This is a genomic window from Amycolatopsis sp. NBC_01488 (genome assembly GCF_036227105.1).
Lineage (GTDB): Bacteria > Actinomycetota > Actinomycetes > Mycobacteriales > Pseudonocardiaceae > Amycolatopsis.
In genome coordinates this window covers 8,693,503-8,714,687 of record NZ_CP109434.1, presented here as the reverse complement: position 1 = coordinate 8,714,687, position 21,185 = coordinate 8,693,503, and the positions used below count along the sequence as shown (strand labels likewise).

The window sequence follows — 21,185 nt, the reverse complement described above, 5'->3', positions numbered from 1 at the left end:
AAAACCTCGTCACACAGGTCGGTATAGTTATACCGGAACGGTAGCACAGTCCCGGTATAGGAATACCAGTCCGGGGTGGGAAGCTGCCCGGAAGCTCATGCGACCTGGCAGGCTTGGGCCATGGCGGAACCCCCACCACCGGTCGACGACGATGCGACGGTCTTCCTCCCCAGCGAGCTGCGCGGCCCCCACTGGCCGACCCGCGACCTCGACGTCTCCCGGCGGCCCTACGACGAGTTCGCCACCCAGATCGTCGCCCGCCCGCCCGCCTCGCCCGTCACCGCCGGCCGGGGTGAGGGCGCCGGCTCGTCGCTGGCCCGCTCGAGCGGGCGGATGGCCGTCGCGTCGACCGTCAGCCGGGTCACCGGGTTCGTCGCGAAGCTGCTCCTGGCCGCCGTGGTCGGCACCGGGGTCGTCAACGACTCCTTCACCGTCGCGAACACCCTGCCCAACATCGTCTTCGAGCTGCTCTTCGGCGGCGTGCTCGCCAGTGTCGTCGTGCCGCTGCTGGTCCGCTCCCACGACGACCCGGACGGCGGCCGCGCCTACACGCAGCGGCTGATCACCATGGCGCTGGTGCTGCTCACCGTCGGCACGGCGGTCGCGGTGGCGATCGCGCCGCTGTTCACCGCGCTCTACGTCGACAAATCGTCTCCGACGGCCAACCCGGGGCTGACGACCGCGCTCGCGTACCTGCTGCTGCCGCAGATCCTGTTCTACGGCCTCTTCGCGCTGCTCTCGGCGATCCTCAACGCGCAGAACGTCTTCGGCCCGCCCGCCTGGGCGCCGGTGCTGAACAACGTCGTCGTCACCGCCACGCTCGTCGTGTTCGCGGTGGTGCCGGGGGAGCTGACGCTCGACCCGGTCCGGATGGGCGACCCGAAGCTGCTCGTGCTCGGCCTCGGCACCACGCTCGGGATCGTCGTGCAGGCGGTGGTGCTGGTGCCCGCCTTGCTGCGCACCGGGTTCCGGTTCCGCTGGCGCTGGGGCTTCGACCCGCGGATCAGGGAGTTCGGCGGGCTCGCCGCGTGGATCCTCGGCTACGTCGTGGTGAGCCACGTCGGGTTCGTCGTCACCACCCGCGTGCTGACGCACGGCACGAGCGGCGGCGTCACGGCCTACAGCTACGCGTCCCTGCTCTTCCAGCTCCCGTACGGCATCCTCGGCGTCTCGCTGCTGACCGCGCTGATGCCGCGGATGAGCCGCGCGGCCGCGGACGGCGACACGGTCGCCCTCGTCGGCGACCTCTCGCTGGCTTCCCGCATCTCGACGGTGCTGTTCGTGCCGATCTCCGCCGTGCTGGCCGTGGTCGGCACGCCGGTCGGCATCGCGATCTTCACCTGGGGCCGCGGCACCCTCGGCGACGCGGAGCGGCTCGGCCAGACCCTCGCCGTCTCCGCCGTCGGGCTGCTGCCGTTCGCGCTGGTCATGTTGCAGCTGCGGGTGTTCTACGCGATGAAGGACGCCCGCACGCCCACGCTCATCATGCTCGTGATGACCGCGGTGAAGATCCCGCTGCTGCTGCTCTGCCGCGGCCTGCTCGACGGCGAGCACATCGTCTACGGCGTGATGCTGGTCAACGGCGCCGGGTTCGTCGTCGGCGCCGTCCTCGGCCAGGTCTGGCTGTGGGTCCGGCTCGGGCACCTGCGCAGCAAGCGGTCCCTGCGGGTCGGGCTGATCACCCTGTCGGCGAGCGCGCTCGGCGTCGGCGCGGCGGTGCTCGCCGGCTACGCCGTGCCCGGCTCCCTCGGCGCGATCGCGGGCGCCTGGGTGAAATTGCCGGTCCAGACCTTGCTGGGGATGGCCGTCCCGTTCGGCTTGCTGGCGCTGCTGAAGCTCCCCGAGTTCACTCCGGTGACCCGGCGCGTGGGCGGTCTCCTGCGGCGTTTCGCGTCTCGTTGACGACTACGGCCGGGAACGCGATCCGGATGTCTCGAAACGGTAACGAGAGCGCTGCGATCAGCGCGTTTACAATTCCGCCAAGGCTTTCTACTATCCACCCGGATCAGCAATGGGGTGGAGGTCGTGCATGACGCGCAGGGCGCGCAGGCGGCGGGACCGGGTCACGGTCGACGAACTGCTGCGGGCGGCCGGGGCGCGGCCGCGCAAACCCGGCTCGCGCTCGGCCGAGACGGCCGCCCGGCGTGATCCCGACGCCGAGCCGCGCGGCGCGGCGGGCCGGATCGCACTGGCGTCGGCGGTGATCGTGGTTCTCGGCGGCCTGGTGCTCGCGCTGGTGACGCGGCCCGAAACCGTCCCGGGGACGACGCAGTTCCCGCAGCTGCAACCCGCCACCACCGGGATCCCGACCTCGACGGTGATCGCCGCGCCGACGCGCACGACGACGCCGTCCCCGGTGGTCATGCACGCGCGGCAGACGCCGACCCCCACGCCGACGGTGACGATCGACCTGCCGCCGTCACCGACGACGACGATCACGCTCCCGAAGCCCGTGCCGCCGCCCTATCCGCCCTATCCTCCGCCCTACTACGGGTGCTACCCGTACTGCGGCAGGTACTCCTCCGGCACGCCGGTGCGGTGAGCGGAAACCGGTCCCGTTGACCGGAAACCCGCGAAGGCCCCCTCACCGGCCCCGATGCCGGTGAGAGGGCCTTCGACAGCCCCACTACGGGCTCGAGCGTCAGCCGGCGTACCCGGCGACGATCTTGGTGAACGCGTACTTGGCCTGCGTGATGCCGCTGCACTCGCCGCCGCCGCTGCAGTCGCGGTTGGTGGCCCAGAACGTGAAGCGGCCCAGGTGGTGGCTCGTCGCGTAGCTCCGGATGGAGGTGAAGTTCGCGACCGTGACGGTCTCGCCCGCGTTGTCGGTCTTGCCGTTCATCGAAGAGAGGCCGCTGTGCCGGTAGGCGGTGTCGTCGCTCCAGCCGAACGTGGACTTGAGCTGGTTCTTCAGCCCGTCGACCGCGGACTTCGTCATGGCGGCCATGTCGCCGCCGCTGGAGAAGTCGAACGGCATGACCGACCAGACGTCGACCGGCGCGCCGATCGCCTTGGCCTGGTTGATCAGACGCTTGCCCCACGAGTCCGGGCCGGTCGTGGTGGTCCCGATCGTGACGACCACCTTGAGGTTGGGGTTCTTCTGCTTGGTCAGCTTGACCGCGTTGAGGATGCGGTCCTGGACCGTGGTGTTCTGGAACTCGTCGGTGTTCTCGATGTCGAGGTCGATCGCCTTGAGGCCGTAGGCGTCGATCACCTTCTGGTACGCGCCGGCCAGCGCCGACGCCGACGTGCACTTCGAGCCCAGCTTGGTGCCGGACCAGCCGCCGAAGGACGGGATGACGTCGCCGCCCGCGGTGCGGATGTTCTGGATCATCGTCTTGTCCGAGCCGGTCAGCGAACGGCTGCCGTCCCACTTCGGGTTGCAGGTGCCGTCGGACAGGACGAACGCGAGGGTAAACGCTTTCACGCCGGTGGCGGACATCGCCGCGGTCGGGCTGGTCTGCCCGCCCCACTGGTACAGGTACGGGGATGCGAGCACCGGGTCCACCGCGGCCATGGCCTGCGGGGCGAGGCCGACCGCCGTCGCCATCGCGGCTCCGGCCGCGACCGCGAGGGTGACCAGACGGCGCACTGATCTCATGGGGTCCTCCAAACGTGCAGGGTGGAGCACCTCCGGTTTGAGGCGGCGGGATCAACCCTGGAGGAGCACTGTGTGCCACCACACAGTGGACTAGACCAATGTTGGCTGTCAACCCTCCGAGGGTCGGAAAGATGACTTACCGTGCGCAGCCGGTTTCCGAGCGTCGGCGTTGTGAGATTCCCCTGAAGGCGGAGTGACAGCGCTCCCCATTCCGGCTACTTTGCCGAAATGGTGGGGGATTCGGTCGCCGCCGGCGGAGGACGCCGCCCGGGCCGGTTCCTGCCCGCCGTCGTCGTCGGCCGCTGGGCGCTGTGGCGGCTGCCGCGCCGCGGCCAGGTCCTCTACCTCGTCGTCATCGACGTCCTCGCCGTCGCCGCCGCCGTGCTCGCCGCCCTGCGCTTCCCGCCGCTCGGCGCGATGGTCGCGCCGTTCGCGCTGCTGCTGGCCGGGATGCTGGTGTCGGCGGAGCTCGCGCGTACGGTGGAGCGCCACCGCGAGGACACCCTCCTCGGCCCGGGCGTCGACACCCCGTGGATCTTCGCCGGGGTGCTCGTGCTCCGGCCGGGCCTCGCCGTCACGCTCGTCGCGCTCTCCGCGCTGCACCAGTGGTTCCGGGTCCGCAGAAGACCCGGGTACCGGCAGGTGTTCGGCGCCGCCGCGACGGCGCTGGCGGGCCTCATCGCCGGGGCGTTCCTCACCGCGACGGGCGTCCGGCCGCTCGGGGCCGTCCTCGACCCGCGCACCGTCGTCCTGCTGACCGTCGCCGGTGCGGTGTTCCTGGCGGTCAACGCCGCGCTCGTGACCGCCGCCGACGGCCCCCGCCGTCCCCGGGAAGCTCTTCCGGGACACGCTTTCGACGCCGCGATGACGGCGTCCGCCCTGCCGCTCGCCTGGGCCGTCGAAGCCGCGCCGCTGCTCGTCCCGCTGCTGGCCGGCGCCACCGTCGTGCTGCACCGCGGCGGGCTGGGCCGCGGCCGCCGCGACCACGTGACCCTCGATCCCGGCACCGGCGTGCTGACCGCGGCGTCGTGGCGCGGGGCCGCCGAAGCCGAGCTGGACCGGCTCGGCCGCCACGGCCCCGGCCAGGCCGTGCTGCTGCTCGACCTCGACCACTTCCGCCAGCTCAACGACCGCTACGGCGTCCGCGTCGGCGACGCCGTCCTGCGCGCGGTCGCCGACACCCTGCGCGACGAGGTCCGTGCCGCGGATCTCGTGGGCCGTTCCGGCGGCGAGGAGTTCGCGGTGCTGCTGCCCGGCACGGGCCGCTTCGACGCGCTGGCGATCGCCGAGCGGATCCGGCTGCGGGTCGCCTCGACGCTGGTGGCGTTGAAGGCATCGGGGGACGGGCCGCAGTTCGTCGGCGTGACGGTGTCGATCGGCGTCGCGGACTGCGTGGACGGGCTGCTCGCCGACGCCCTGCTGGCGGCGGAAGCGGCGGTGCTGCGGGCGAAGGCCGCGGGCCGCAACCGGACGATCTGCGCGGAGCCGGGGTCGTGAGTGAGAAACAGCGTTAGAACGCTGTTTCTCACTCACGACGACTGCGGTAGGAGCCTCAGGTGACCGTGATGGCGTTCAGCTTCTCCCGCAGGTAATCCGCCGCGATCACTTCCGGGTACGTCGTCTTGCCCAGCGGCGGCGCCAGCGACGTGATCCGCGCGTCGTGGTCGGTCTCGTAGAAGAAGATCAGCGACAGCAGGTCTTCGTCGGGCGCCGACGCCGCCGGGGGCAGGACGCGGTGGCGGGTCGACCGCCAGCGGTCGCCCGTCCAGCGGGCCATCAGGTCGCCGATGTTGACCGTGAGCGCGTCCGGGTGGAACGGCGCGTCCTCCCATTCGCCGCCGGCCGTGTAGACCTGCAGGCCGCCGACGCCGGCCTGGCGGTCGAGGACCGTCACCGTGCCGAAGTCGGTGTGCGGGCCGATCCGGAACTGGTCCGGCTCCGGCACGCCGACGTGGGTCATCGGCGGGTACCAGTTGATGTTGAACGTGTACGTCGGTTGCGCGGTGTGCCGGGTGAAGTGGCTCTCCGCCAGGCCGAGCGCCGCGGCGAAGATCTCCAGCAGGTGGTCCGAAAGCGCGCGCATCCGGCGCATGTACTCCGTCGCCGTCTCGGCGAGCCCCGGGACCTCGTCCGGCCAGACGTTGGCCTGGAACCAGAAGCCGTCGATCTCGGCGACGCCCACGCCGAGGTCCGCGCCCGCGGAGAACGACTCCTTGAGGTCCGGCGGGGTCTCGGTGCCCTCGGCGTAGCCGTTGGCCTCGACGCCCGGCGGCAGCCACCCGCGGCCGCCGACGGTCACGGCGTAGCGCTGCTTGACGTCCTCGGGCAGCGCGAAGAACTCCCGCGCCAGCTCCCGCGTCCGGCGGCGCAGGTCGTCCGGCACGCCGTGCCCGGTGACCAGCAGGAACCCGGACTCGCGCAGCGCGCTGTCGATCCGGGCGGCCACCTCGGCGCGGCCCTCGGACGTGCCCGCGAACCACGGTGAGAGGTCCACGAGTGGAACGGTTGACGGCATACCGGCTCCTCGTACAGCACTGTCCTAATCGGACTTCTCGACCCCGATGTCCTCGAACCACAGGTCCGGGCGCGCGGCGATGAACTCCGTCATCAGCGCGGTGCACGCGGGGTCGTCGAGCAGGGTGATCTCCACGCCGAGCCCGGCGAGCCAGTCGTGCCCGCCGTGGAACGTTTCCGCCTCGCCGATGACGACGCGCCCGATCCCGAACTGACGGACGAGCCCGGAGCAGTACCAGCACGGCGAAAGCGTCGTGACCATGATCGTGTCGCGGTAGTGCGGCCGACGCCCGGCATTGCGGAACGCCGAGGTCTCGGCGTGCATCGAGGGGTCGCCGTCCTGCACGCGCCGGTTGTGGCCACGGCCCAGCAGGGTGCCGGCGGTGTCGAACAGCGCGGCCCCGATCGGCACGCCGCCCTCGGCCTTGCCCAGCTCGGCTTCCTCGCGGGCGACGGCGAGCAGGGCGCCAGGGTCGATCGGCATGCGTCACTCTTTCCGCCCGACGCGGTCCGTGGCAAGTGGCCGGCCACTTCTCAGGTGGATCGAGGACCGGAACTGTCCTCGATGTCTGGCACACTGCGTGCCATGTACGGGACTTCGGAACGCCTGCTCCGGCTGCTCTCCCTGCTGCAGGCCCGGCGCGACTGGCCGGGTGCCGACCTGGCGTCGCGGCTCGAGGTCGACGTCCGCACGATCCGCCGCGACGTCGAGCGGCTGCGCTCCCTCGGCTACCCGGTGCACGCGACACCCGGTGTCGCCGGCGGCTACCGGCTCGGGGCGGGCGCCGCGCTCCCGCCGCTGCTGCTGGACGACGACGAAGCCGTCGCGGTCGCGGTCGGCCTGCGCACGGCGGCGAGCGGCACGGTCAGCGGCATCGAGGAGACGTCGGTGCGCGCGCTGGCGAAGCTGGAGCAGGTGCTGCCGGCCCGGCTGCGGCCCCGGGTGGGCGCGCTGCACGCGGCGACGGTCTCGCTGCCCGTCGGCGGCCCGACGGTCGACGCTTCGGTGCTGACGACGATCGCGGCGGCGTGCCGCGACCACGAGCGGCTGCGCTTCGGCTACGGCGACCGCGCGGGGACGGAGACGGAACGCTCGGTCGAGCCGTTGCGCCTGGTCCACACCGGCCGGCGCTGGTACCTGGTGGCGTTCGACCTGGACCGCGCCGGCTGGCGCACGTTCCGCGTGGACCGCGTCACGGGCGTCCCGGCGCCGAGCTTCCGCTTCACCCCGCGCGACCCGCCGGCCGACGACCTGGCGGCGTACGTGTCGCGCCAGATTTCGTCGGCGCCGTACCCGCACCAGCTCGTGCTGCGCGTGGCGGCTTCGGCGTCGGTGCTGTCGGCCCGCATCCCGCCGACGGTCGGCGCGGTGGAACCGATCGACGAGCACAGCTGCCGGGTCCGCATCGGGGCGAACACCCTGGACACGGTGCCGTACCACCTGGCGCAGTGGGGGTACGACTTCGTGGTGGAGGAGGCGCCGCCGGGTCTGGTGGAGCGGCTGCGCGAGGTCGCCGAGCGTTTTGCTCGGGCGGTGGGCTGATCCGCCTGCCGCGTCGCGTCGGGCTGGCCGGGCCCGGGTTGGGTCGCACCGGGCGGGGCTCGCGGGCTGCCTCGCGGGGCCGGTTCACCCCGCCGGGTCTGGGCGCTTGGCTGCGCGAGGTCGCCGAGCGTTTCGCCCGGGCCGTCGGTTAGGTCGGTTCGACGCGGATGCGATCGCTCTCGCCGTCGGAGAGGAACGACGCCAGCTCGCTTCCCTCCTCGGTGACCGCCGAGCGTTCGGGCCTGGTCAGCCGCCGCAACGGCCGTACCACCACCGTGTCGGCCGCGACCGTCCAGGTCGCCGAAACCCGGCCGTCCACCAGCACCACCCGGGCACCCGCGACCGACAACCCCCGGTGGGCGTCGTCGACGATGCGGGTCCGGTCGTCGTAGCCGAGGATCGCGTTGTCGAACGCGGGCAGGAACCGCACGGGGGCCGGCGTGTCCGCGTCCGGCCGCAGGGCGTCCGGCAGGTCGAGCAGCTCGCGGCCGCGCTCGTCGCGGAAGGCCACCAGCTCCTCGCGCACCGCCTTGACCGCCGCCGGCAGCCCCGCGAGGCCGCTCCACGCGCGCAGGTCGGCCGTCGCCGCCGGGCCGAACGCCGCCAGGTAGCGCTTCACCAGCGCCTGCCCCACCTCGTCGTCCGGGGCGAGCGGGTCGATCTCCCGGCCCAGCCACGACGCGAGCGGCAGGTTCCGCACGCCCGCCTTGACCCGCCACAGCCCGCGCGGCGGCAGCTGCGCCATCGGGATCAGCGCGGCCACGAGCAGCTCGCCGAGAGGCCGCGGACCGGCCGACGGCCACCGGTCCGCGACCGCCCGGGCCAGCTCGCCCATCGAGCGCGGCTCACTGTCGGCCAGGACCGCCCGGCCCGCCGCCGCGAGCTCGTCGAGGTCGACGCCCTCGAGCTCGCGGCGGTAGGTGCCGAGGACGCGCTGGCGCAGCATGGCGCCGAAGCGCGCTCGCCACGCCAGCACGTCGTCCGCGGTGAGCAGGTGGACGGTCCGGCGCATCAGGTGCGTCCGCACCACGCGCCGCCCGGCGAGCAGCTCCGACAGCGCCGCCGGGTCGAACGCGCGCAACCGCGACCACAGCCCGGTGAACGGCTCCTGCGGTTCCTGCGCCTGCAGGCCGCCCAGGTGCGCGACGGCGTCGGGGATCGGCAGGCCGGCGCGGTCGAGCAGCAGTTGCCGGGCGAGCGTCGCGCGGTTGAGCGACCGGACGTCCAGCACCGTCACGTCGACTTCTGTCCGTCGAGCGTCTCGCGCAGCAGGTCGGCGTGGCCGGCGTGCTGGGCGGTTTCGGCGATGACGTGCAGCACGGCCCGCCGCGCGCTCCACATCGTCCCCGGCCGGTTCCACGGCGCGTCCGGCAGCGGGTGCGTCACGGACAGGTCGGCCAGGGTGCGGATGACGTCCTCACTGCGCTTCGCGACGTCTTCGTAGCGCGCGAGCACGCTCGCGAGGGTCACGCCGGGCTGCATGGCGAACTCGTTCTGGTGGTCGATCGCCCACTGCGGGTACTCGCGGGCGGTCCCGGCCGCCATGTCCGCCCAGGTGACGCCGTCAGGCAGAGCAAAGCGCATGGTCGACGGGCCGTCGACGGCGAAGCGCAGCCAGTTCTCTTCCATGGCCGCGACGTGCTTGACCAGCCCGCCGAGGCAGAGCGCGCTGACGGTCGGCCGCGCGCCGGCCTGCTCGTCGGTGAGGTCGTTCGTGGTGGTGACCAGGGCGGCGCGCGCCGCCGCCAGCTCGGCGATCAGGTCGGTGCGTTCGGTTTCGGTGCTCATGGGACCACCGTGTCAGGGGTAGCGGACAGGGTGTGTCCGCTACTGCGGGCAAGATCGGCGGCATGCCGAAAACCTCCGCGCGCCTGCTCGCCCTGCTGTCGCTCCTCCAGGCGCGCCGCGACTGGCCCGGCGCGCTGCTGGCCGAGCGGCTGGAGGTGAGCGCGCGGACGGTCCGCCGCGACGTCGACCGCCTGCGGGAGCTCGGCTACCCGATCGTGACGGCGAAGGGGCCCGACGGCGGCTACCGGCTCGGCGCGGGCGCGGACCTGCCACCGCTGCTGTTCGACGACGAGCAGGCGGTCGCTATGGCGGTGGCGCTGCGGACGGTGAGCGGCGGCGGGATCGAGGAAGCGGCGGCGCGGGCCCTGACCACGGTCCGCCAGGTGATGCCGGCCCGGCTGCGCCACCGCGTCGACGCGCTGCGCGTCACGGCCGTTTCGCCGGCGGGGCCGCCGGTGGACCCGTCGGTGCTTTCGGCGCTGAGCGCGGCGGTCCACGCCCGCGAAGTGCTGCGGTTCGACTACGCGTCCGGGGGCCCGCCGCGCCGGGCGGAGCCGCACCACCTGGTGACCCGCGGCGGGCGCTGGTACCTGGTGGCGTGGGACCTCGACCGCGCGGACTGGCGCACCTTCCGCGTCGACCGGATCACGCCGCGCGTGCCGACGGGACCGCGGTTCGCCCTCCGGGACCTGCCCGGGGGAGACGTGGCGGCGTTCGTGGCGGACCGGTTCGCGGGCCGGGACGGCGGTGCGTGGCTCTGCCGCGGCGAGGTGATCCTGGACCTGCCCGCGGCGGCCGTGTCGGCGTACGCGGGCGACGGCGTCGTGGCGGAGCTGGGGCCGGACCGGTGCCGGCTGGTGCTGGGGGCCTGGTCGTGGGCGGGCCTGGCGGCGTCGATCGGCCGGTTCGACGCCGACGTCGACGTCGTCGGGCCGCCGGAGCTGAAGGACGCGTTCGCGAGGCTGGCCCGCCGGTACGCCGCGGCGGCTGAACGACCGCTCAGTCTGTGACCTGCGTCTCAGCCGTGGCCGCCCCGAGCATCCGCAGCACGAGACCGCCGTACTCCTTGCCGAGCGCGGTCGGCGTCTGGCGGGCGCGGTCGGTGTACCAGCGGGCGACGTCGACGCCGAGGGAGAGCACCGCGCGGGCCGAGATGTGCGCGTCGGACACCGTGAAGACGCCGGCCTCGACGCCGTCCGCGATCACCTCGCGCACGATCCGCTCGATGCGCCGCCGCAGCTCGGCGACCACTTCGAACTCCTGCTCGGGCAGGGCCTGCAGCTCGTACTGCACGACCCGCGCGACGGTGTGGCGCCGCGCGTGCCAGGCCACGAAGTCCTCGACGATCAGGCGGATCCGCTCGACCGGATCGGACTCCTTCGCGACGACGTTCTCCACCAGGGCGAGGGTCTGCTCGTGCCCGTACCGGCTGATCGCGAACAGCAGTGCGGCCTTCGACGGAAAGTGCACGTAGAGAGCGGCGGGACTCATCCCGGCCGCGCCGGCGATGTCCCGCGTGGTGGTGGCGTGGTACCCGCGCTTGGCGAACGCTTCCACCCCGGCGAGCATCAGCCGCCGGGCGGTCTCGGGCTGCACGTCCGGCCACAGTTCCGCCGAAAGCGACATGGTCATCCGCTGATCCTTCCAGATCGCACCGCCCGAGTGGCGGGCACGACGGCCGGCCCCGATCGTGCTCATTGTAAGCGGGCGCTTTGTCGAGGGATCTGGGGATCCATCCCCAAAATGGGGACGTCATGCCGGTGAGGCTAGGGGGTCTTGCTATCGGGGGGCGACTCCGGGCAGCTGTGCTGTGCTCGCCTGGGGTCGAACATGGGTTCGATGACCCGGTAGAGTCCGCTTGGTGGCGGGTGCGGCCGCCGAGGACGTGCGGTCCACACCGCCACCTCAGACGTGGCGGGCCTCCCTCGCGGTGAAACCGCCGGCGACGACGGCCCGCCCGCCTCATACGGCGAGCGGATGAGGCTCCACGGTGAGCGCTGCCACCGCCACCGCCGGCTCTTCGACACTGGCCGCGACATAGGTCATCGTGCTGCTGGTCTGGTAACCCGTCGCGGCGTGCCCGGCGAACGACGCCGCCATGGCATAGCCGTAGTTCCGCTCCACCCACGTCCGCGTGGTGTACCGGATCCAATGCGCAGTGATCCCCATCTCACCGATCCACGGAAGATGATGGCCGAGGCGCTTCCACAGCGTGTGATAGCGCGAGCGACCGATCGGGCGCTCATCGCGGTGCCGCAGAAGCTGCTCATGATCCCCACGACCAGAACGGGGCCGTCGCCTGGTTCGCGCTCGCTGATCAGGGACACGCCGTACCCGGAAGCGTCGTGAGATTCCGATCGCGACGCGGGAGGGAATGGGTGCGTAGGTGAGCGGTCGTCGACTTCGACGACGACCCGGCACGGGGTGGTCAGGGCGGTGATGCGGGCGCGGACCGGTCCACCGCCGTAGAGGTAGGCGTTGGCGGCCAGTTCGTCGATCACGAGCAGAACGTCGTTGCGGTGTTCGGTGCCGAGGTGAGGCAGTAGCCGCGCGGCCCATCGGCGTATCGAGGCTAAGGCGGAGGGATCGGTGCCGTGCAGGTCGATGACCCAGGGCGCGGCAGCACCGTCGACGTGGTCACCATGCACCGGGCGGGTTCTCCGTGAGGGTGCTCATCGATTCGGCGTACCCCGCGAGCCATCGCACCGACGTCTCGTTCGTCGTGGCAGCCTCACCGGCGGTCATAGCCGGAAGTGGACGCGGATGGTGGTGTCGCCGGTGCTGGTGTGGAAGCGGACCAGATCGGCCATGTGGTTGACCAGCAGCAGGCCGCGGTTGCGGTGTGCCTCGGGTGGGACAGGGTGCCGTCCGGCCAGCGGGTCGGTCAAGGTGCCCTGGTCGCGGACCTGGCATACGAGGTGCCCGTCGACGGTCCAGATCCGCAGGGTGCCGGAGCCGCCGCCGTGGTCGATACTGTTGGTGACCAGTTCGGTGACGACCAGTTCCACGTCGGCGGCCTTGTCCTGCGACAAGCCCGCTTCGTGGGCGTGGGTGCGGGCGAGGGTTCGGGCCTGGGCGAGATTGGTGGCGTCGACGGTGAGGTCGGCGGCGTCGGCAGGTTCGGGCAGCGGCTGGTTGTAGCCGGCGATGATCGCCTCGGGGTCGTAGGCGGTGCTGGAGCGTTGGCCGGCGCTGTCGATGAGCAGCGGATGGGTGGCTTCGGCGTCGACCAGGACCGCCGAGGGCAGGTTCTGGGTGTCGTAGGGGCAGAGGATGGTGACGTCCCGGCCGGCGAAGGCCAGGTTGATCAGGGCTTCGTGCTGGACGCAGGCGGGGTATTCGTGCGCGCTGCGGTCCGGCCAGATGGGTTCGCCGATGATGCGGACGTGTCGGTCGGTGTGGGTGTCGGCGAAGGCGCGCAGCACACCGGGGATGATCCGGCCGGGGTTGCGTCCGGCGATGCCCATGTCCATCAGGGTGATCCGGTCGGCGTCGGCGCTGAGTTCGGCGCGCAGCAGCGCGAGGTTGGCTGCGGGGACCGACACGGCGACCGGCTCGCCCGCGGCGAGTCCGTCCCGGACGAACGGGACGGTGCCGGCGAGGTACTCGTCGGCGTCCCGGTAGAAGAGGGCGGGATGGATGAACGGCTCGTGATCGCGTGTCTCGACGGGCGTGCTCATGACAGTTCCAGTTCTTCGATCACGATGTTCACTGGCGCTGCCGGGTATAGCAGGGTCAGCATCCGGGACAGGATCGCTGGTGGGCGGTTGAGTGTGAGCGGTGCCGTGTCGGGCTGGTGGCGTGCGGTATCGACCAGCATGGCGGTGCCGCGGGCGTCGATGAACGCCAGTTGGGACAGCTCCAGCCGGGCGGGCGCGGCGTTGGCGGTCGCCGATCCCAGGGCACGCTGCCAGATGTCGCGGGTGCTGAGGTCGACGTCGCCGATGACCTGCACTCCACGCTGTCCTGGGAGCCGAATCATCTGCAACTGGCTGCGATGGGAAGCCGTCACCCCTGCAGCATACGGCGGGTAGCCCCGGCACGGGTGCCGGTGACCCAGGTTCGCGGTCCGGTTCAGTCAAAGCCCACCGCGGGCCGCCCTCGCTGCGATCCCTCCCCAGTGACCGGCTGTCACGGGCGTTACTTCTTCGCGGCGGCGACCTTCTTGCGCAGTGCCCGCTTGCGGGCCGGCGCCGGGGCTGGTTGGGCGGCTTGCCGCTGCGCTTCGTCGTAGGCGGTGACAATCTCGGAGGAGAGACGGCCCCGCTCGGAGACTTCGTAGCCGTACTCGCTGGCCCAGAGCGGACCGCTCGCGAGCGCTCGTGGTCCGTCGTGCCGACTGTTGACTGGCCGGTCGCGACGCGCGCAGAGCGGGCCGAAGGGCTGTGCGACCCCTGATGACTCTGCGCTACTATGAGCGCATGATCTCCCCGAACACGGGAGATATCCGACGTGTGGGGGTTCAAGTCCCCCCAGGGACTTCGACCTACGGCTCAGGTGGTGCGCGAAGGTCGGCGTCGTCGGATGACCTCTTCCGTGTCGGGGAAGTGCAGCACATGGCTCGACCAGGCATATCGCGTACTTCTGCAGGTCGCGGGCTCCTGTTCTTCTCCGTAGGGGTAGCTTCGGTGTCGATACCTCAGGTTGCCGTCGCCGAGTGATCGCCAGGCGGATACGGCTCGCCGCTGTATTACGCCTGCTCGTGAGATGACAGAGTTCAGGTAGTCGGTCGCCACAGCAGCTCCGCATCGCGCTGGTGGCGAGCCCATCGGCCGCCGATGAAGACGGTCATCGACACGTGTACCTACGGCCCTGAGCGTCACAGGCCAGCGCGCCGTTCCGTGCCGGGCACTCGACGGCGGCTACGTCTACGCGTACCCGCACCTCGACGCGGAGCCGAGGGCCGCGTTGAGCCGTGCAAGACAAGTCGATGACGGATGCGGTGATCGGACAACTTGGGGGACAAATCTTGACGCTCGTGACCTGCGTCACGTAGGTTCCCTAAACTTGAATCGTTTCAATCCAACCGTGCGCCGCAAGCGACCGTTCGGCCGCGCAGCGGGGGAGGATCACGATGACCGAGCCCGATTCCTTGCGTTCACCGGCGATCGGCGGGGAGTTCCGGCTGTCCCGGCGTCGGGTGCTCGCACTTGCCTCGGCCGCGGTCGTCGCCGGCACGGCCGGTGGGTGGAAGTTCGCCTACGCCGCACCGGAGACCGGTTCCGCGGCGGGCCGGTTCGTCGATCCACGCCCGGATTCGCGGCCCACCGTGCTGTGGTTCTGGAACGGCACCGTCACCACCGCCCTCGTCGCCGACGGGCTGGCGGACCTGCGGGACAAGGGCATCCACGAAGTCCTCGTGTTCCCGTTCGACACCGCCGCGCTGAAACCGGCGTTCTTCACCGAAGACTGGTTCGCGATCATCGAGTTCACTCTGCGCGAGGCGCAGCGGCACGGCATGCACCTGTGGCTGTTCAACGACGACTACTTCCCGAGCGGCCGCGCCGGCGGCCTGGTCGTCGACGGCGGCAAGGTCGGCGACCGCGTCTACCGGCCGCGGCCCGACCTGCGGCTCAAGGGCGTGGGACACCAGGTCCTGACCGTCGAGGGCGGCACGCCGGTGCCGCTGATCAGCCGGGGACTCTCGGTATCGGGCGGCCGGTTGCTGGTCGACGCCGCGGCCCGCGACGGCGTGACCTTGCTGCGCGACGGCGCCGGGTGGCAGGACTACGACGTCGTGGCGAAGGTCCGCGTCGAAAGCGCCACCGCCGGGCTCATGGTGCGCAGCGCCGACGAGGGCAACGGCGTCCTCGCCGACCTGCGCAGCGACGGCGCCGTCGACATCTGGCAGCAGACCAGCGGCGCGTTCACCCAGACCCGGGGCGGTACGCCGGTCCCGGGGTTCGACCCCGCCGCGGACCACGAGCTGGCGGTGCGGGTCCGGGGGACGAGCCTGACCGTGACGCTCGACGGCGTCGCGCAGCCCGCGGTGGACGGCCTGAAGTACGCGACCGGCCGGGTCGGGGTGCGCGCGGTGGCGAGCCAGCGCTCCTCGTGGGACAGCCTGACCGTGCGCGATCCGGACGGCGGCGTGCTCTACGCCGAGACGTTCGACAACGCCGCCGCCCTCGATAGCTTCGACCTGCCCGCGACCGGCGTGCCGCTGGTCGCCGCGGCCGCCCGGCCGGCATCCTCGACGGACCCCGCCACGCTGGTGGACCTGACCACGCAGGCCCGGGCGGGCGGCACGTGGACGCCGCCGGCCGGGAGCTGGCGGCTGGACCTGTTCACCGTCCGCGACCTGAGCACGCCCACCGGCACCGGCCGCGCCTACCTGGACCTGCTCGACGACGAGGCGGTACGGCTGTTCGTCGACGCCGTGCCGGGGGAGTACGTGCGCCGGTTCCCGTGGGCGCCGGGCGCGGTCCTGCGCGGCTTCGCCGACGACGAGCCGTATCTCGCCTCGGCCGACGGCCCGTTCGACACGGTTCCGTGGTCGCCCACGCTGGACGCGGAGCTGCGCAACCTCGGGACGACGCCGGGCATTGCCTTGACCGCGGTGCATGACACCGGCCTCGGCAACGCCGGTCTGCGGCTGCGCGGGGTGTTCTGGCGCGCGGTGAGCAACCGGTTCGCCGCCGCGTACTACCGGACACAGGGCCAGTGGCTGGCCGGCCACGGCCTGAAGCTGATCTCGAACCCGCTGTGGGACGAGTACGGCCCGGGCGAGCAGCTGCGCAGCTCCGGCAACCTGAACACGAACAACCAGTGGGCGCAGGTGCCGGGCACCGACCTGATCTTCGACCACTACCAGCGGGGTTACCATCGCACGCTGTCGCGCTGGCCGGCCAGCACCGCGCACCAGCTGGGGCTGGAGCGCGTCTACCTCGAGGCGATGGGCGGCACCGGCTGGCAGGTCACGCCGGCGTTCGTCCGCGAGGTCGTCGGGGCGTTCGCCGTGCGCGGGGTGAACCACACGCTGCTGCACGCGAGGTTCAGCGACGAGAACCAGATCGTCTACCCGCCGCCGTTCCAGCCGGCCAACCCGTGGTGGGCCGTTTCGGCGCCGCTGAACGACTGGATCGGCCGGCTGATGGAGGCGTGCCGCGCTCCCGCCCGAGCCCCCACCGCGCTGATCCAGTCGCAACGCGCGGTCGAGTCCACACAGGACACTCCGGCGATGGCCGAGCTCGACACGGCGTTCCTCACCGCCGCCCACGCGCTGGAGGACGTCCAGGTCGACTTCGACTTCCTCGACGAAGGCGCGCTCGACGCCGATCCCGCCCTGGTGGTGCACGCGCGGCCGACCGGGCCGAAGCTGGTCGTGGGACAGCAGGCGTACGGCATCGTGGTGCTGCCCCGGACGCCGATCCTCGCGGTCGGGGCGGTGCGGACGCTGATCCGGTTCGTCCGCGGCGGGGGCATGGTGATCGTCGTCGGCGAACCACCGGCCCACGAAGCCGGGGGCGACGACGTTAGCCTGCGCGCCGCGCTGAACGAGTTGTTCACCGCGCGCTCGGCGATCCGGGTCGCCGACCCGGTAGCGGCCGCGGCCGCGGCGGTCACCGCCGGTGGGGCGGCGGCGTCGCTGGAACCGCGGCACGACGACGTCCGCGTGCTGCGCCTGGAACCCGACGGCCGTCCCGCGTTCGTAGTGCTCAACGAACGCGCCGAAGCCGTCGACCTCACCGCGACGTTCCCGGCGACCGGTGTGCCCGAAGTGTGGGACCCCGACACCGGCACTGCCGAACCGGCGGGTGTGTGGCGGCGGGCGCCGTCCGGTGGCACGGCGGTGGTCCTTCGGCTCGAGCCGAAAGCGACGCTGCTGGTGGTGTTCGGCGCCGGACCGGAAACCGCCCACGCGGTGGAGGCGTCGGCGCCAGTGGAGCGCGTGCGCATCGACCGCCGGACCGCGATCGCGACGGTGCGCGTGACCGGGCCGGGCCCGGTGATGGTCACCGCGACCGACAGCGGCCGCTCTTACGCCGGCAGCACGACGGTGTCCGATCCGCTCGCAACGGTCCCGCTCGGCGGCGACTGGGCGTTCCACTTCGACCGCGCGGGCGCTCCGGTGAGCACGCGCCCGCTCGGGTCCTGGACCGACCTGGACCCGGCGTACTCGGGTGCGGCCTGGTACGAAAGGGAATTCGACGTAGCCGCCTCGTCCGGCCGGAAGTGGACCCTTGATCTGGGGGAAGTCCACGAGGTGGCCGAGGTCGAGGTCAACGGAAAGCCGGTCGGGGCACGGCTGTGGCCGCCGTATCGGGTGGACGTCACGGCGGCGCTGCGGCCGGGCCGCAACAAGGTGCGGGTGCGGGTGACCAACACCGGGGCGAACGCGCGTGGTCAGGTGATCGCGTCCGGCTTGCTCGGTCCGGTGAGCTTGCAGCCGTACCGCCTCGTCGACGTCCCGCTGTCCCGAAGCGCCACCAGCCGGCCTCAAGCTCCTCGCGGCGCACTTGGAGCTTGAAGTGCCGCGTGGTGAAGGTGAGGTACTCCCCCTTTCGCCGGCAGGCGCGCTCGAGGGCCGGCGCGCTGATCCGCTGCGGGATTTGTTTCGCGGCGATGAAGTCCTGCTCCGTGACGAACGGCGGATGGGCGGTTTGGCCGACAGTGCCAGCATTGACGTCGGACCTTCGGAGTCGGCGGCCCGGCGATTCCAGATCTGTCGACCCGTGTAGCGCGTATTGGCGAGTATCACCGCGACGGTGTGGAGTGTCCAGGCACCGCGGGCTCGCATCTGCCGGCCGACACGGAGTTCGATACTGTTCATCACTCAGGTGCCGAATGCGCCGTTCGGCGTGTCGTGGTACCAGAGTGACCTGCAATCCGGCGACGACGGCACCGCGCCGGTCACCGTGATCGGCCGGTTCTACGTCGAAACCTTCGCCGTGGCGCCGAACACCGCACCGGCGCCGGTGGTCCACCCCGGCGACGCGGCGAGCAATCCGGCGTTCGCCCCGATCCACACCTGCACGTCGGCTTCTGGTTCAACTCGCCCGCCGACGCGGTCAAAGCGGGCTGCCCCGGCACGGTCACTCCGTCCAACGGCGACCACACCGCGGGAGTCCAGGCCATGAGCACCCGCAACTTCGCTGACGACAACGGGCCGCTGCGCCAGCTCATGTCTTGAGAAGGAGGGGCCCGGTTCGCAGACCGACGGGCGTGGAATGCCACCGGGAGGGGACGGACATGAACGGATCAGACGGTGGGCGTTACTGGTGACCGCGGCTTTGTCGGGCGGGACCGTGGTCACCGTGACACGGCCGCGCCCCCTGAGGCCGAGCCGGCCTTGCCGGTGGTTCGACCTCCCGGCCTTCGCGCGGTGCCGGAGGACGGAGCGGACCACCGGGCGCTCGGTCGGGCCGCGATCCGCGGCCACCACTGCCATCGGCACGTTGACCGCCCACTCGGGCTGATGCCCGCCCGCCTGGGCAACAAGGCACTGGCGGGCCGGCTGCACATTTCACCGCGCACGGCGGAGAAGCACGTCGCGAGCCTGCTACAGAAGACCGGCTTGCCCGACCGCGACAGCCTGTTCGACCAGGCCGCGGAGCTACTGGGTTCGTGACGGCGGCGCGGGCGTCGAAGGCCATCGAGGAAGGCTTTGGCGGACGGGCGCTACGCCACCAGCGCCAGCTGGCCATCCTCTCCGGATCCGAGCCGATCACAAAGGCTGCGCTGCTGGCCGTACGCAGGGACCACGCCGCCGAAGACTGCTCCGCCCAGCCGGGAAGCCCGTGGATCCTGGTTGTGGTGGTCCTGCGAAATCCAGCCCATCTCCATGAGACCACGCTTCTGCCGCTCCCCGGGTTAGTGGGCTTCGGGCTGTGCGGTGCTTCAATGATGACCATGCCGCTCGACGAGTTGCGTGCCTTGCTGGCCCGGCACGCTCGGCCCGATCTGAGCACGGACATCGATGCCGTGCGCATCTTCCGTGTCGATCGGCCCACCCCACCGACGCCGACTACCTACAGAAAGGTGCTGGCCCTCGTCGCCCAGGGCACCAAACGGTTCGCGCTGGGCGACCGCGTGTACGAGCACCGCGCCGGGGAGTACGTCATCGCCTCGGTCGACCTGCCGGTGACCGCGCAATTCCTCCGAGCCGGCCCGGAGGAACCCGCGCTCGGCTTCGGCCTGGACCTGCGGCCGACCGCCGTCGCCGAGGTGATGCTGGCCGCGGACGCCGGGGAACTGCCGGAACTCGCCCCCGACGCGCCGGCCGGTTTGGCCGTCAGCACCGCCTCCGCCGAACTGCTCGATGCCGTCGTCCGTCTCCTGCGGCTGCTCGACCACCCCCGCGACATCCCCGTGCTCGCGCCCCTGATCAAGCAAGAGATCATCTGGCGGCTGATCACCGGTGAGCAGAGCGCCATTCTGCGTCAGTTCGGTCTACCCGACAGCAATCTCAGCCACATCGCCAGGGTCGTCCAGTGGATCCGCGACAACTACGCGCTGCCCTTCCGCGTCGAGGAGGTGGCGCAGCGGGCGGGCATGAGCGTCTCCGCGTTCCACCGCAACTTCCAGGCCGTCACCTCGATGAGCCCGATCCAGTACCAGAAGCAGATCCGCCTGCAGCGCGCCAGGCTGCTGCTCGCCGCGAATCCCGGCGACATCGCCGGCATCAGCCGTCAGGTCGGTTACGAGAGCCCCGCCCAGTTCAGCCGCGAGTACCGCCGCCAGTTCGGTGACCCGCCGCGCCGAGACGCGGTCCGCCGGGCCACGAACGTCCGGACCGGCGCATCCGGCACTCGTCGCGACGGTTGAGCAGAACTCGCGACTTCTTGTCCGATCCTGCCCGCCTGCCCTGCTGACGGGCCCAGCCGCGGGGGACTCGCTATAGCCTGCGCGAACAGAGCACCTGAAGACGGTTCGCGGTCGGCTGGTGGCCGACAAGCAACGACGGGCGAGTGAGGTATGGGGTGGCCGGTGTCGAACTGTTCGGGCGTCACGATGAGCCGGCACGGATTTCCGAGTTCCTCGACGGTGTGCGACAGGGCGGCGGGGTCCGGCTGATCCGCGGCGAACCGGGTGTCGGCAAGTCCTCCCTCATGACGGCCGCGGCGGAACTCGCCCTGTCCCGCGGGATGCGCGCGCTGCGGGCGTCCGGTACCGCCGCCGTTCGTCTACTTCTGCCGGCGGCCCCGCGATCCCGGCACGACCGCACGCACTGTTGTCAGCCTGAGAGGACGGCGATGACCGATCACACCCGCAGCGACATATCGCTGCGAGTCAACGAGATCACCCACCGGCTGTCCGTGGACAACCGCAGGACCCTGCTCGACGCGTTACGGGAGGACCTCGCCCTCACCGGGCCGAAGAAGGGGTGCGACCACGGGCAATGCGGCGCCTGCACGGTGTTGTGCGACGGCCGGCGGGTGGTCTCCTGCCTGACCCTCGCAGTCGCCGCCGACACCACCTCGGTCACGACCGTCGAGGGACTGGCCACCGAGGGCGAGCTGCGGCCGATCCAGGAGGCGTTCCTGCGCCTGGACGGCTTCCAGTGCGGTTTCTGCACCCCGGGACAGATCTGCTCGGCGGTCGGGATGCTCGCCGAACACGCCGCGGGCTGGCCCAGCGCCGTCACCGCCGGCGACGCACCGGACCGGGCGCCGGAACTGGACGAGGCAGAGGTGCGCGAGCGGATGAGCGGCAACCTGTGCCGCTGCGGGGCGTACCCGCCGATCGTGCGCGCGGTGCTCGAGACCGCGGTACGCGACGGAGGTGCGGTGTGAGGGA

General features: G+C 71.7%; 19 protein-coding genes and 1 pseudogene. 9 read left to right on the top strand and 11 right to left on the bottom strand.

The genetic code is table 11. From position 1 onward, the window contains the following. Nucleotides 1-120 precede the first annotated feature (120 nt). A complete protein-coding gene (gene murJ / locus OG738_RS40940; RefSeq protein WP_329049158.1) occupies nucleotides 121-1,902 on the top strand; it encodes a murein biosynthesis integral membrane protein MurJ in 1,782 nt (593 codons plus the stop codon). A 127-nt stretch (nucleotides 1,903-2,029) separates the two neighbouring features. Continuing rightward, nucleotides 2,030-2,542, top strand: coding sequence for a hypothetical protein (locus tag OG738_RS40935; protein ID WP_329049157.1), 513 nt, complete (start codon nucleotides 2,030-2,032; stop codon nucleotides 2,540-2,542). A 99-nt stretch (nucleotides 2,543-2,641) separates the two neighbouring features. Here OG738_RS40935 and OG738_RS40930 read toward each other — a convergent pair whose 3' ends face one another. Further along, a complete protein-coding gene (locus OG738_RS40930; RefSeq protein WP_329049156.1) occupies nucleotides 2,642-3,601 on the bottom strand; it encodes a chitinase in 960 nt (319 codons plus the stop codon). 228 nt (nucleotides 3,602-3,829) lie between these two features. Between OG738_RS40930 and OG738_RS40925 the strand changes: the two genes are divergently transcribed. Continuing rightward, the gene (locus OG738_RS40925) at nucleotides 3,830-5,098 is read left to right on the top strand and encodes a GGDEF domain-containing protein (RefSeq protein WP_329049155.1); all 1,269 of its coding nucleotides are present in this window, start codon (nucleotides 3,830-3,832) and stop codon (nucleotides 5,096-5,098) included. Between the two features lie 55 nt (nucleotides 5,099-5,153). Here OG738_RS40925 and OG738_RS40920 read toward each other — a convergent pair whose 3' ends face one another. Beyond that, complete coding sequence (locus tag OG738_RS40920; RefSeq protein WP_329049154.1) at nucleotides 5,154-6,116, bottom strand: isopenicillin N synthase family dioxygenase; 963 nt, start codon at nucleotides 6,114-6,116, stop codon at nucleotides 5,154-5,156. A gap of 24 nt (nucleotides 6,117-6,140) precedes the next feature. Next, the gene (locus OG738_RS40915; RefSeq protein WP_329049152.1) at nucleotides 6,141-6,599 is read right to left on the bottom strand and encodes a nucleoside deaminase; all 459 of its coding nucleotides are present in this window, start codon (nucleotides 6,597-6,599) and stop codon (nucleotides 6,141-6,143) included. A 102-nt stretch (nucleotides 6,600-6,701) separates the two neighbouring features. Here OG738_RS40915 and OG738_RS40910 point away from each other — a divergent pair, with 102 nt between their 5' ends. Continuing rightward, nucleotides 6,702-7,658: a helix-turn-helix transcriptional regulator gene (locus OG738_RS40910; RefSeq protein WP_329049151.1), complete on the top strand. Its 957-nt coding sequence runs from the start codon at nucleotides 6,702-6,704 to the stop codon at nucleotides 7,656-7,658. 148 nt (nucleotides 7,659-7,806) lie between these two features. Here the strand turns inward: OG738_RS40910 and OG738_RS40905 are convergent, their stop codons facing one another. Both OG738_RS40905 and OG738_RS40900 read right to left on the bottom strand, forming a co-directional pair. After that, nucleotides 7,807-8,895 carry a winged helix DNA-binding domain-containing protein gene (locus OG738_RS40905; protein WP_329049150.1) on the bottom strand — a complete coding sequence of 363 codons (1,089 nt, stop codon included), beginning with the start codon at nucleotides 8,893-8,895 and terminating at the stop codon, nucleotides 7,807-7,809. Next, nucleotides 8,892-9,446 carry a DinB family protein gene (locus OG738_RS40900; RefSeq protein ID WP_329049149.1) on the bottom strand — a complete coding sequence of 185 codons (555 nt, stop codon included), beginning with the start codon at nucleotides 9,444-9,446 and terminating at the stop codon, nucleotides 8,892-8,894. Before OG738_RS40900 ends, OG738_RS40905 begins: the two co-directional genes overlap by 4 nt. Nucleotides 9,447-9,508: 62 nt before the next feature. Between OG738_RS40900 and OG738_RS40895 the strand changes: the two genes are divergently transcribed. After that, nucleotides 9,509-10,456 (top strand): helix-turn-helix transcriptional regulator, encoded by a 948-nt coding sequence (locus OG738_RS40895; protein WP_329049148.1) that lies wholly within the window; start codon nucleotides 9,509-9,511, stop codon nucleotides 10,454-10,456. Here the strand turns inward: OG738_RS40895 and OG738_RS40890 are convergent. From OG738_RS40890 to OG738_RS44835, 6 genes and pseudogenes are all read right to left on the bottom strand, one after another. Further along, complete coding sequence (locus tag OG738_RS40890; RefSeq protein ID WP_329049144.1) at nucleotides 10,446-11,078, bottom strand: TetR/AcrR family transcriptional regulator; 633 nt, start codon at nucleotides 11,076-11,078, stop codon at nucleotides 10,446-10,448. The two genes, OG738_RS40895 and OG738_RS40890, sit on opposite strands and share 11 nt — an antisense overlap. A 330-nt stretch (nucleotides 11,079-11,408) precedes the next feature. Then, nucleotides 11,409-11,570 (bottom strand): hypothetical protein, encoded by a 162-nt coding sequence (locus OG738_RS40885; RefSeq protein WP_329057089.1) that lies wholly within the window; start codon nucleotides 11,568-11,570, stop codon nucleotides 11,409-11,411. Nucleotides 11,571-11,770: 200 nt separating this feature from the next. After that, nucleotides 11,771-12,094, bottom strand: a pseudogene (locus OG738_RS40880) (ATP-binding protein); the annotation flags it as partial. Nucleotides 12,095-12,187: 93 nt separating this feature from the next. Beyond that, the gene (locus OG738_RS40875) at nucleotides 12,188-13,126 is read right to left on the bottom strand and encodes a sensor histidine kinase (RefSeq protein ID WP_329049143.1); all 939 of its coding nucleotides are present in this window, start codon (nucleotides 13,124-13,126) and stop codon (nucleotides 12,188-12,190) included. After that, the gene (locus OG738_RS40870) at nucleotides 13,123-13,458 is read right to left on the bottom strand and encodes an STAS domain-containing protein (RefSeq protein ID WP_329049142.1); all 336 of its coding nucleotides are present in this window, start codon (nucleotides 13,456-13,458) and stop codon (nucleotides 13,123-13,125) included. Before OG738_RS40870 ends, OG738_RS40875 begins: the two co-directional genes overlap by 4 nt. Nucleotides 13,459-13,586: 128 nt before the next feature. Continuing rightward, nucleotides 13,587-14,195 carry an Lsr2 family DNA-binding protein gene (locus tag OG738_RS44835; protein ID WP_442875844.1) on the bottom strand — a complete coding sequence of 203 codons (609 nt, stop codon included), beginning with the start codon at nucleotides 14,193-14,195 and terminating at the stop codon, nucleotides 13,587-13,589. 325 nt (nucleotides 14,196-14,520) lie between these two features. On the opposite strand from OG738_RS44835, the gene OG738_RS40860 reads away from it, so the two are divergent. From OG738_RS40860 to OG738_RS40845, 4 genes are all read left to right on the top strand, one after another. After that, on the top strand, nucleotides 14,521-17,916 hold the full coding sequence (locus OG738_RS40860) for a glycosylhydrolase-like jelly roll fold domain-containing protein (protein ID WP_329049140.1): 3,396 nt from the start codon (nucleotides 14,521-14,523) through the stop codon (nucleotides 17,914-17,916). Between the two features lie 948 nt (nucleotides 17,917-18,864). Beyond that, nucleotides 18,865-19,017, top strand: coding sequence for a hypothetical protein (locus tag OG738_RS40855; RefSeq protein WP_329049138.1), 153 nt, complete (start codon nucleotides 18,865-18,867; stop codon nucleotides 19,015-19,017). Then, nucleotides 19,014-20,213 carry an AraC family transcriptional regulator gene (locus OG738_RS40850; protein WP_329049136.1) on the top strand — a complete coding sequence of 400 codons (1,200 nt, stop codon included), beginning with the start codon at nucleotides 19,014-19,016 and terminating at the stop codon, nucleotides 20,211-20,213. Before OG738_RS40855 ends, OG738_RS40850 begins: the two co-directional genes overlap by 4 nt. A gap of 143 nt (nucleotides 20,214-20,356) precedes the next feature. Next, nucleotides 20,357-21,181: a 2Fe-2S iron-sulfur cluster-binding protein gene (locus tag OG738_RS40845; RefSeq protein ID WP_442875843.1), complete on the top strand. Its 825-nt coding sequence runs from the start codon at nucleotides 20,357-20,359 to the stop codon at nucleotides 21,179-21,181. Nucleotides 21,182-21,185: the final 4 nt, after the last annotated feature.

Bases quoted from the DNA above. Each gene is read 5' to 3' on its own strand.
- murJ (WP_329049158.1), top strand. From the start codon at position 121: ATGGCGGAACCCCCACCACCGGTCGACGACGATGCGACGGTCTTCCTC.
- OG738_RS40935 (WP_329049157.1), top strand. From the start codon at position 2,030: ATGACGCGCAGGGCGCGCAGGCGGCGGGACCGGGTCACGGTCGACGAA.
- OG738_RS40930 (WP_329049156.1), bottom strand. From the start codon at position 3,601: ATGAGATCAGTGCGCCGTCTGGTCACCCTCGCGGTCGCGGCCGGAGCC.
- OG738_RS40925 (WP_329049155.1), top strand. From the start codon at position 3,830: ATGGTGGGGGATTCGGTCGCCGCCGGCGGAGGACGCCGCCCGGGCCGG.
- OG738_RS40920 (WP_329049154.1), bottom strand. From the start codon at position 6,116: ATGCCGTCAACCGTTCCACTCGTGGACCTCTCACCGTGGTTCGCGGGC.
- OG738_RS40915 (WP_329049152.1), bottom strand. From the start codon at position 6,599: ATGCCGATCGACCCTGGCGCCCTGCTCGCCGTCGCCCGCGAGGAAGCC.
- OG738_RS40910 (WP_329049151.1), top strand. From the start codon at position 6,702: ATGTACGGGACTTCGGAACGCCTGCTCCGGCTGCTCTCCCTGCTGCAG.
- OG738_RS40900 (WP_329049149.1), bottom strand. From the start codon at position 9,446: ATGAGCACCGAAACCGAACGCACCGACCTGATCGCCGAGCTGGCGGCG.
- OG738_RS40895 (WP_329049148.1), top strand. From the start codon at position 9,509: ATGCCGAAAACCTCCGCGCGCCTGCTCGCCCTGCTGTCGCTCCTCCAG.
- OG738_RS40890 (WP_329049144.1), bottom strand. From the start codon at position 11,078: ATGACCATGTCGCTTTCGGCGGAACTGTGGCCGGACGTGCAGCCCGAG.
- OG738_RS40875 (WP_329049143.1), bottom strand. From the start codon at position 13,126: ATGAGCACGCCCGTCGAGACACGCGATCACGAGCCGTTCATCCATCCC.
- OG738_RS44835 (WP_442875844.1), bottom strand. From the start codon at position 14,195: ATGCGGAGCTGCTGTGGCGACCGACTACCTGAACTCTGTCATCTCACG.
- OG738_RS40860 (WP_329049140.1), top strand. From the start codon at position 14,521: ATGACCGAGCCCGATTCCTTGCGTTCACCGGCGATCGGCGGGGAGTTC.
- OG738_RS40855 (WP_329049138.1), top strand. From the start codon at position 18,865: ATGCCCGCCCGCCTGGGCAACAAGGCACTGGCGGGCCGGCTGCACATT.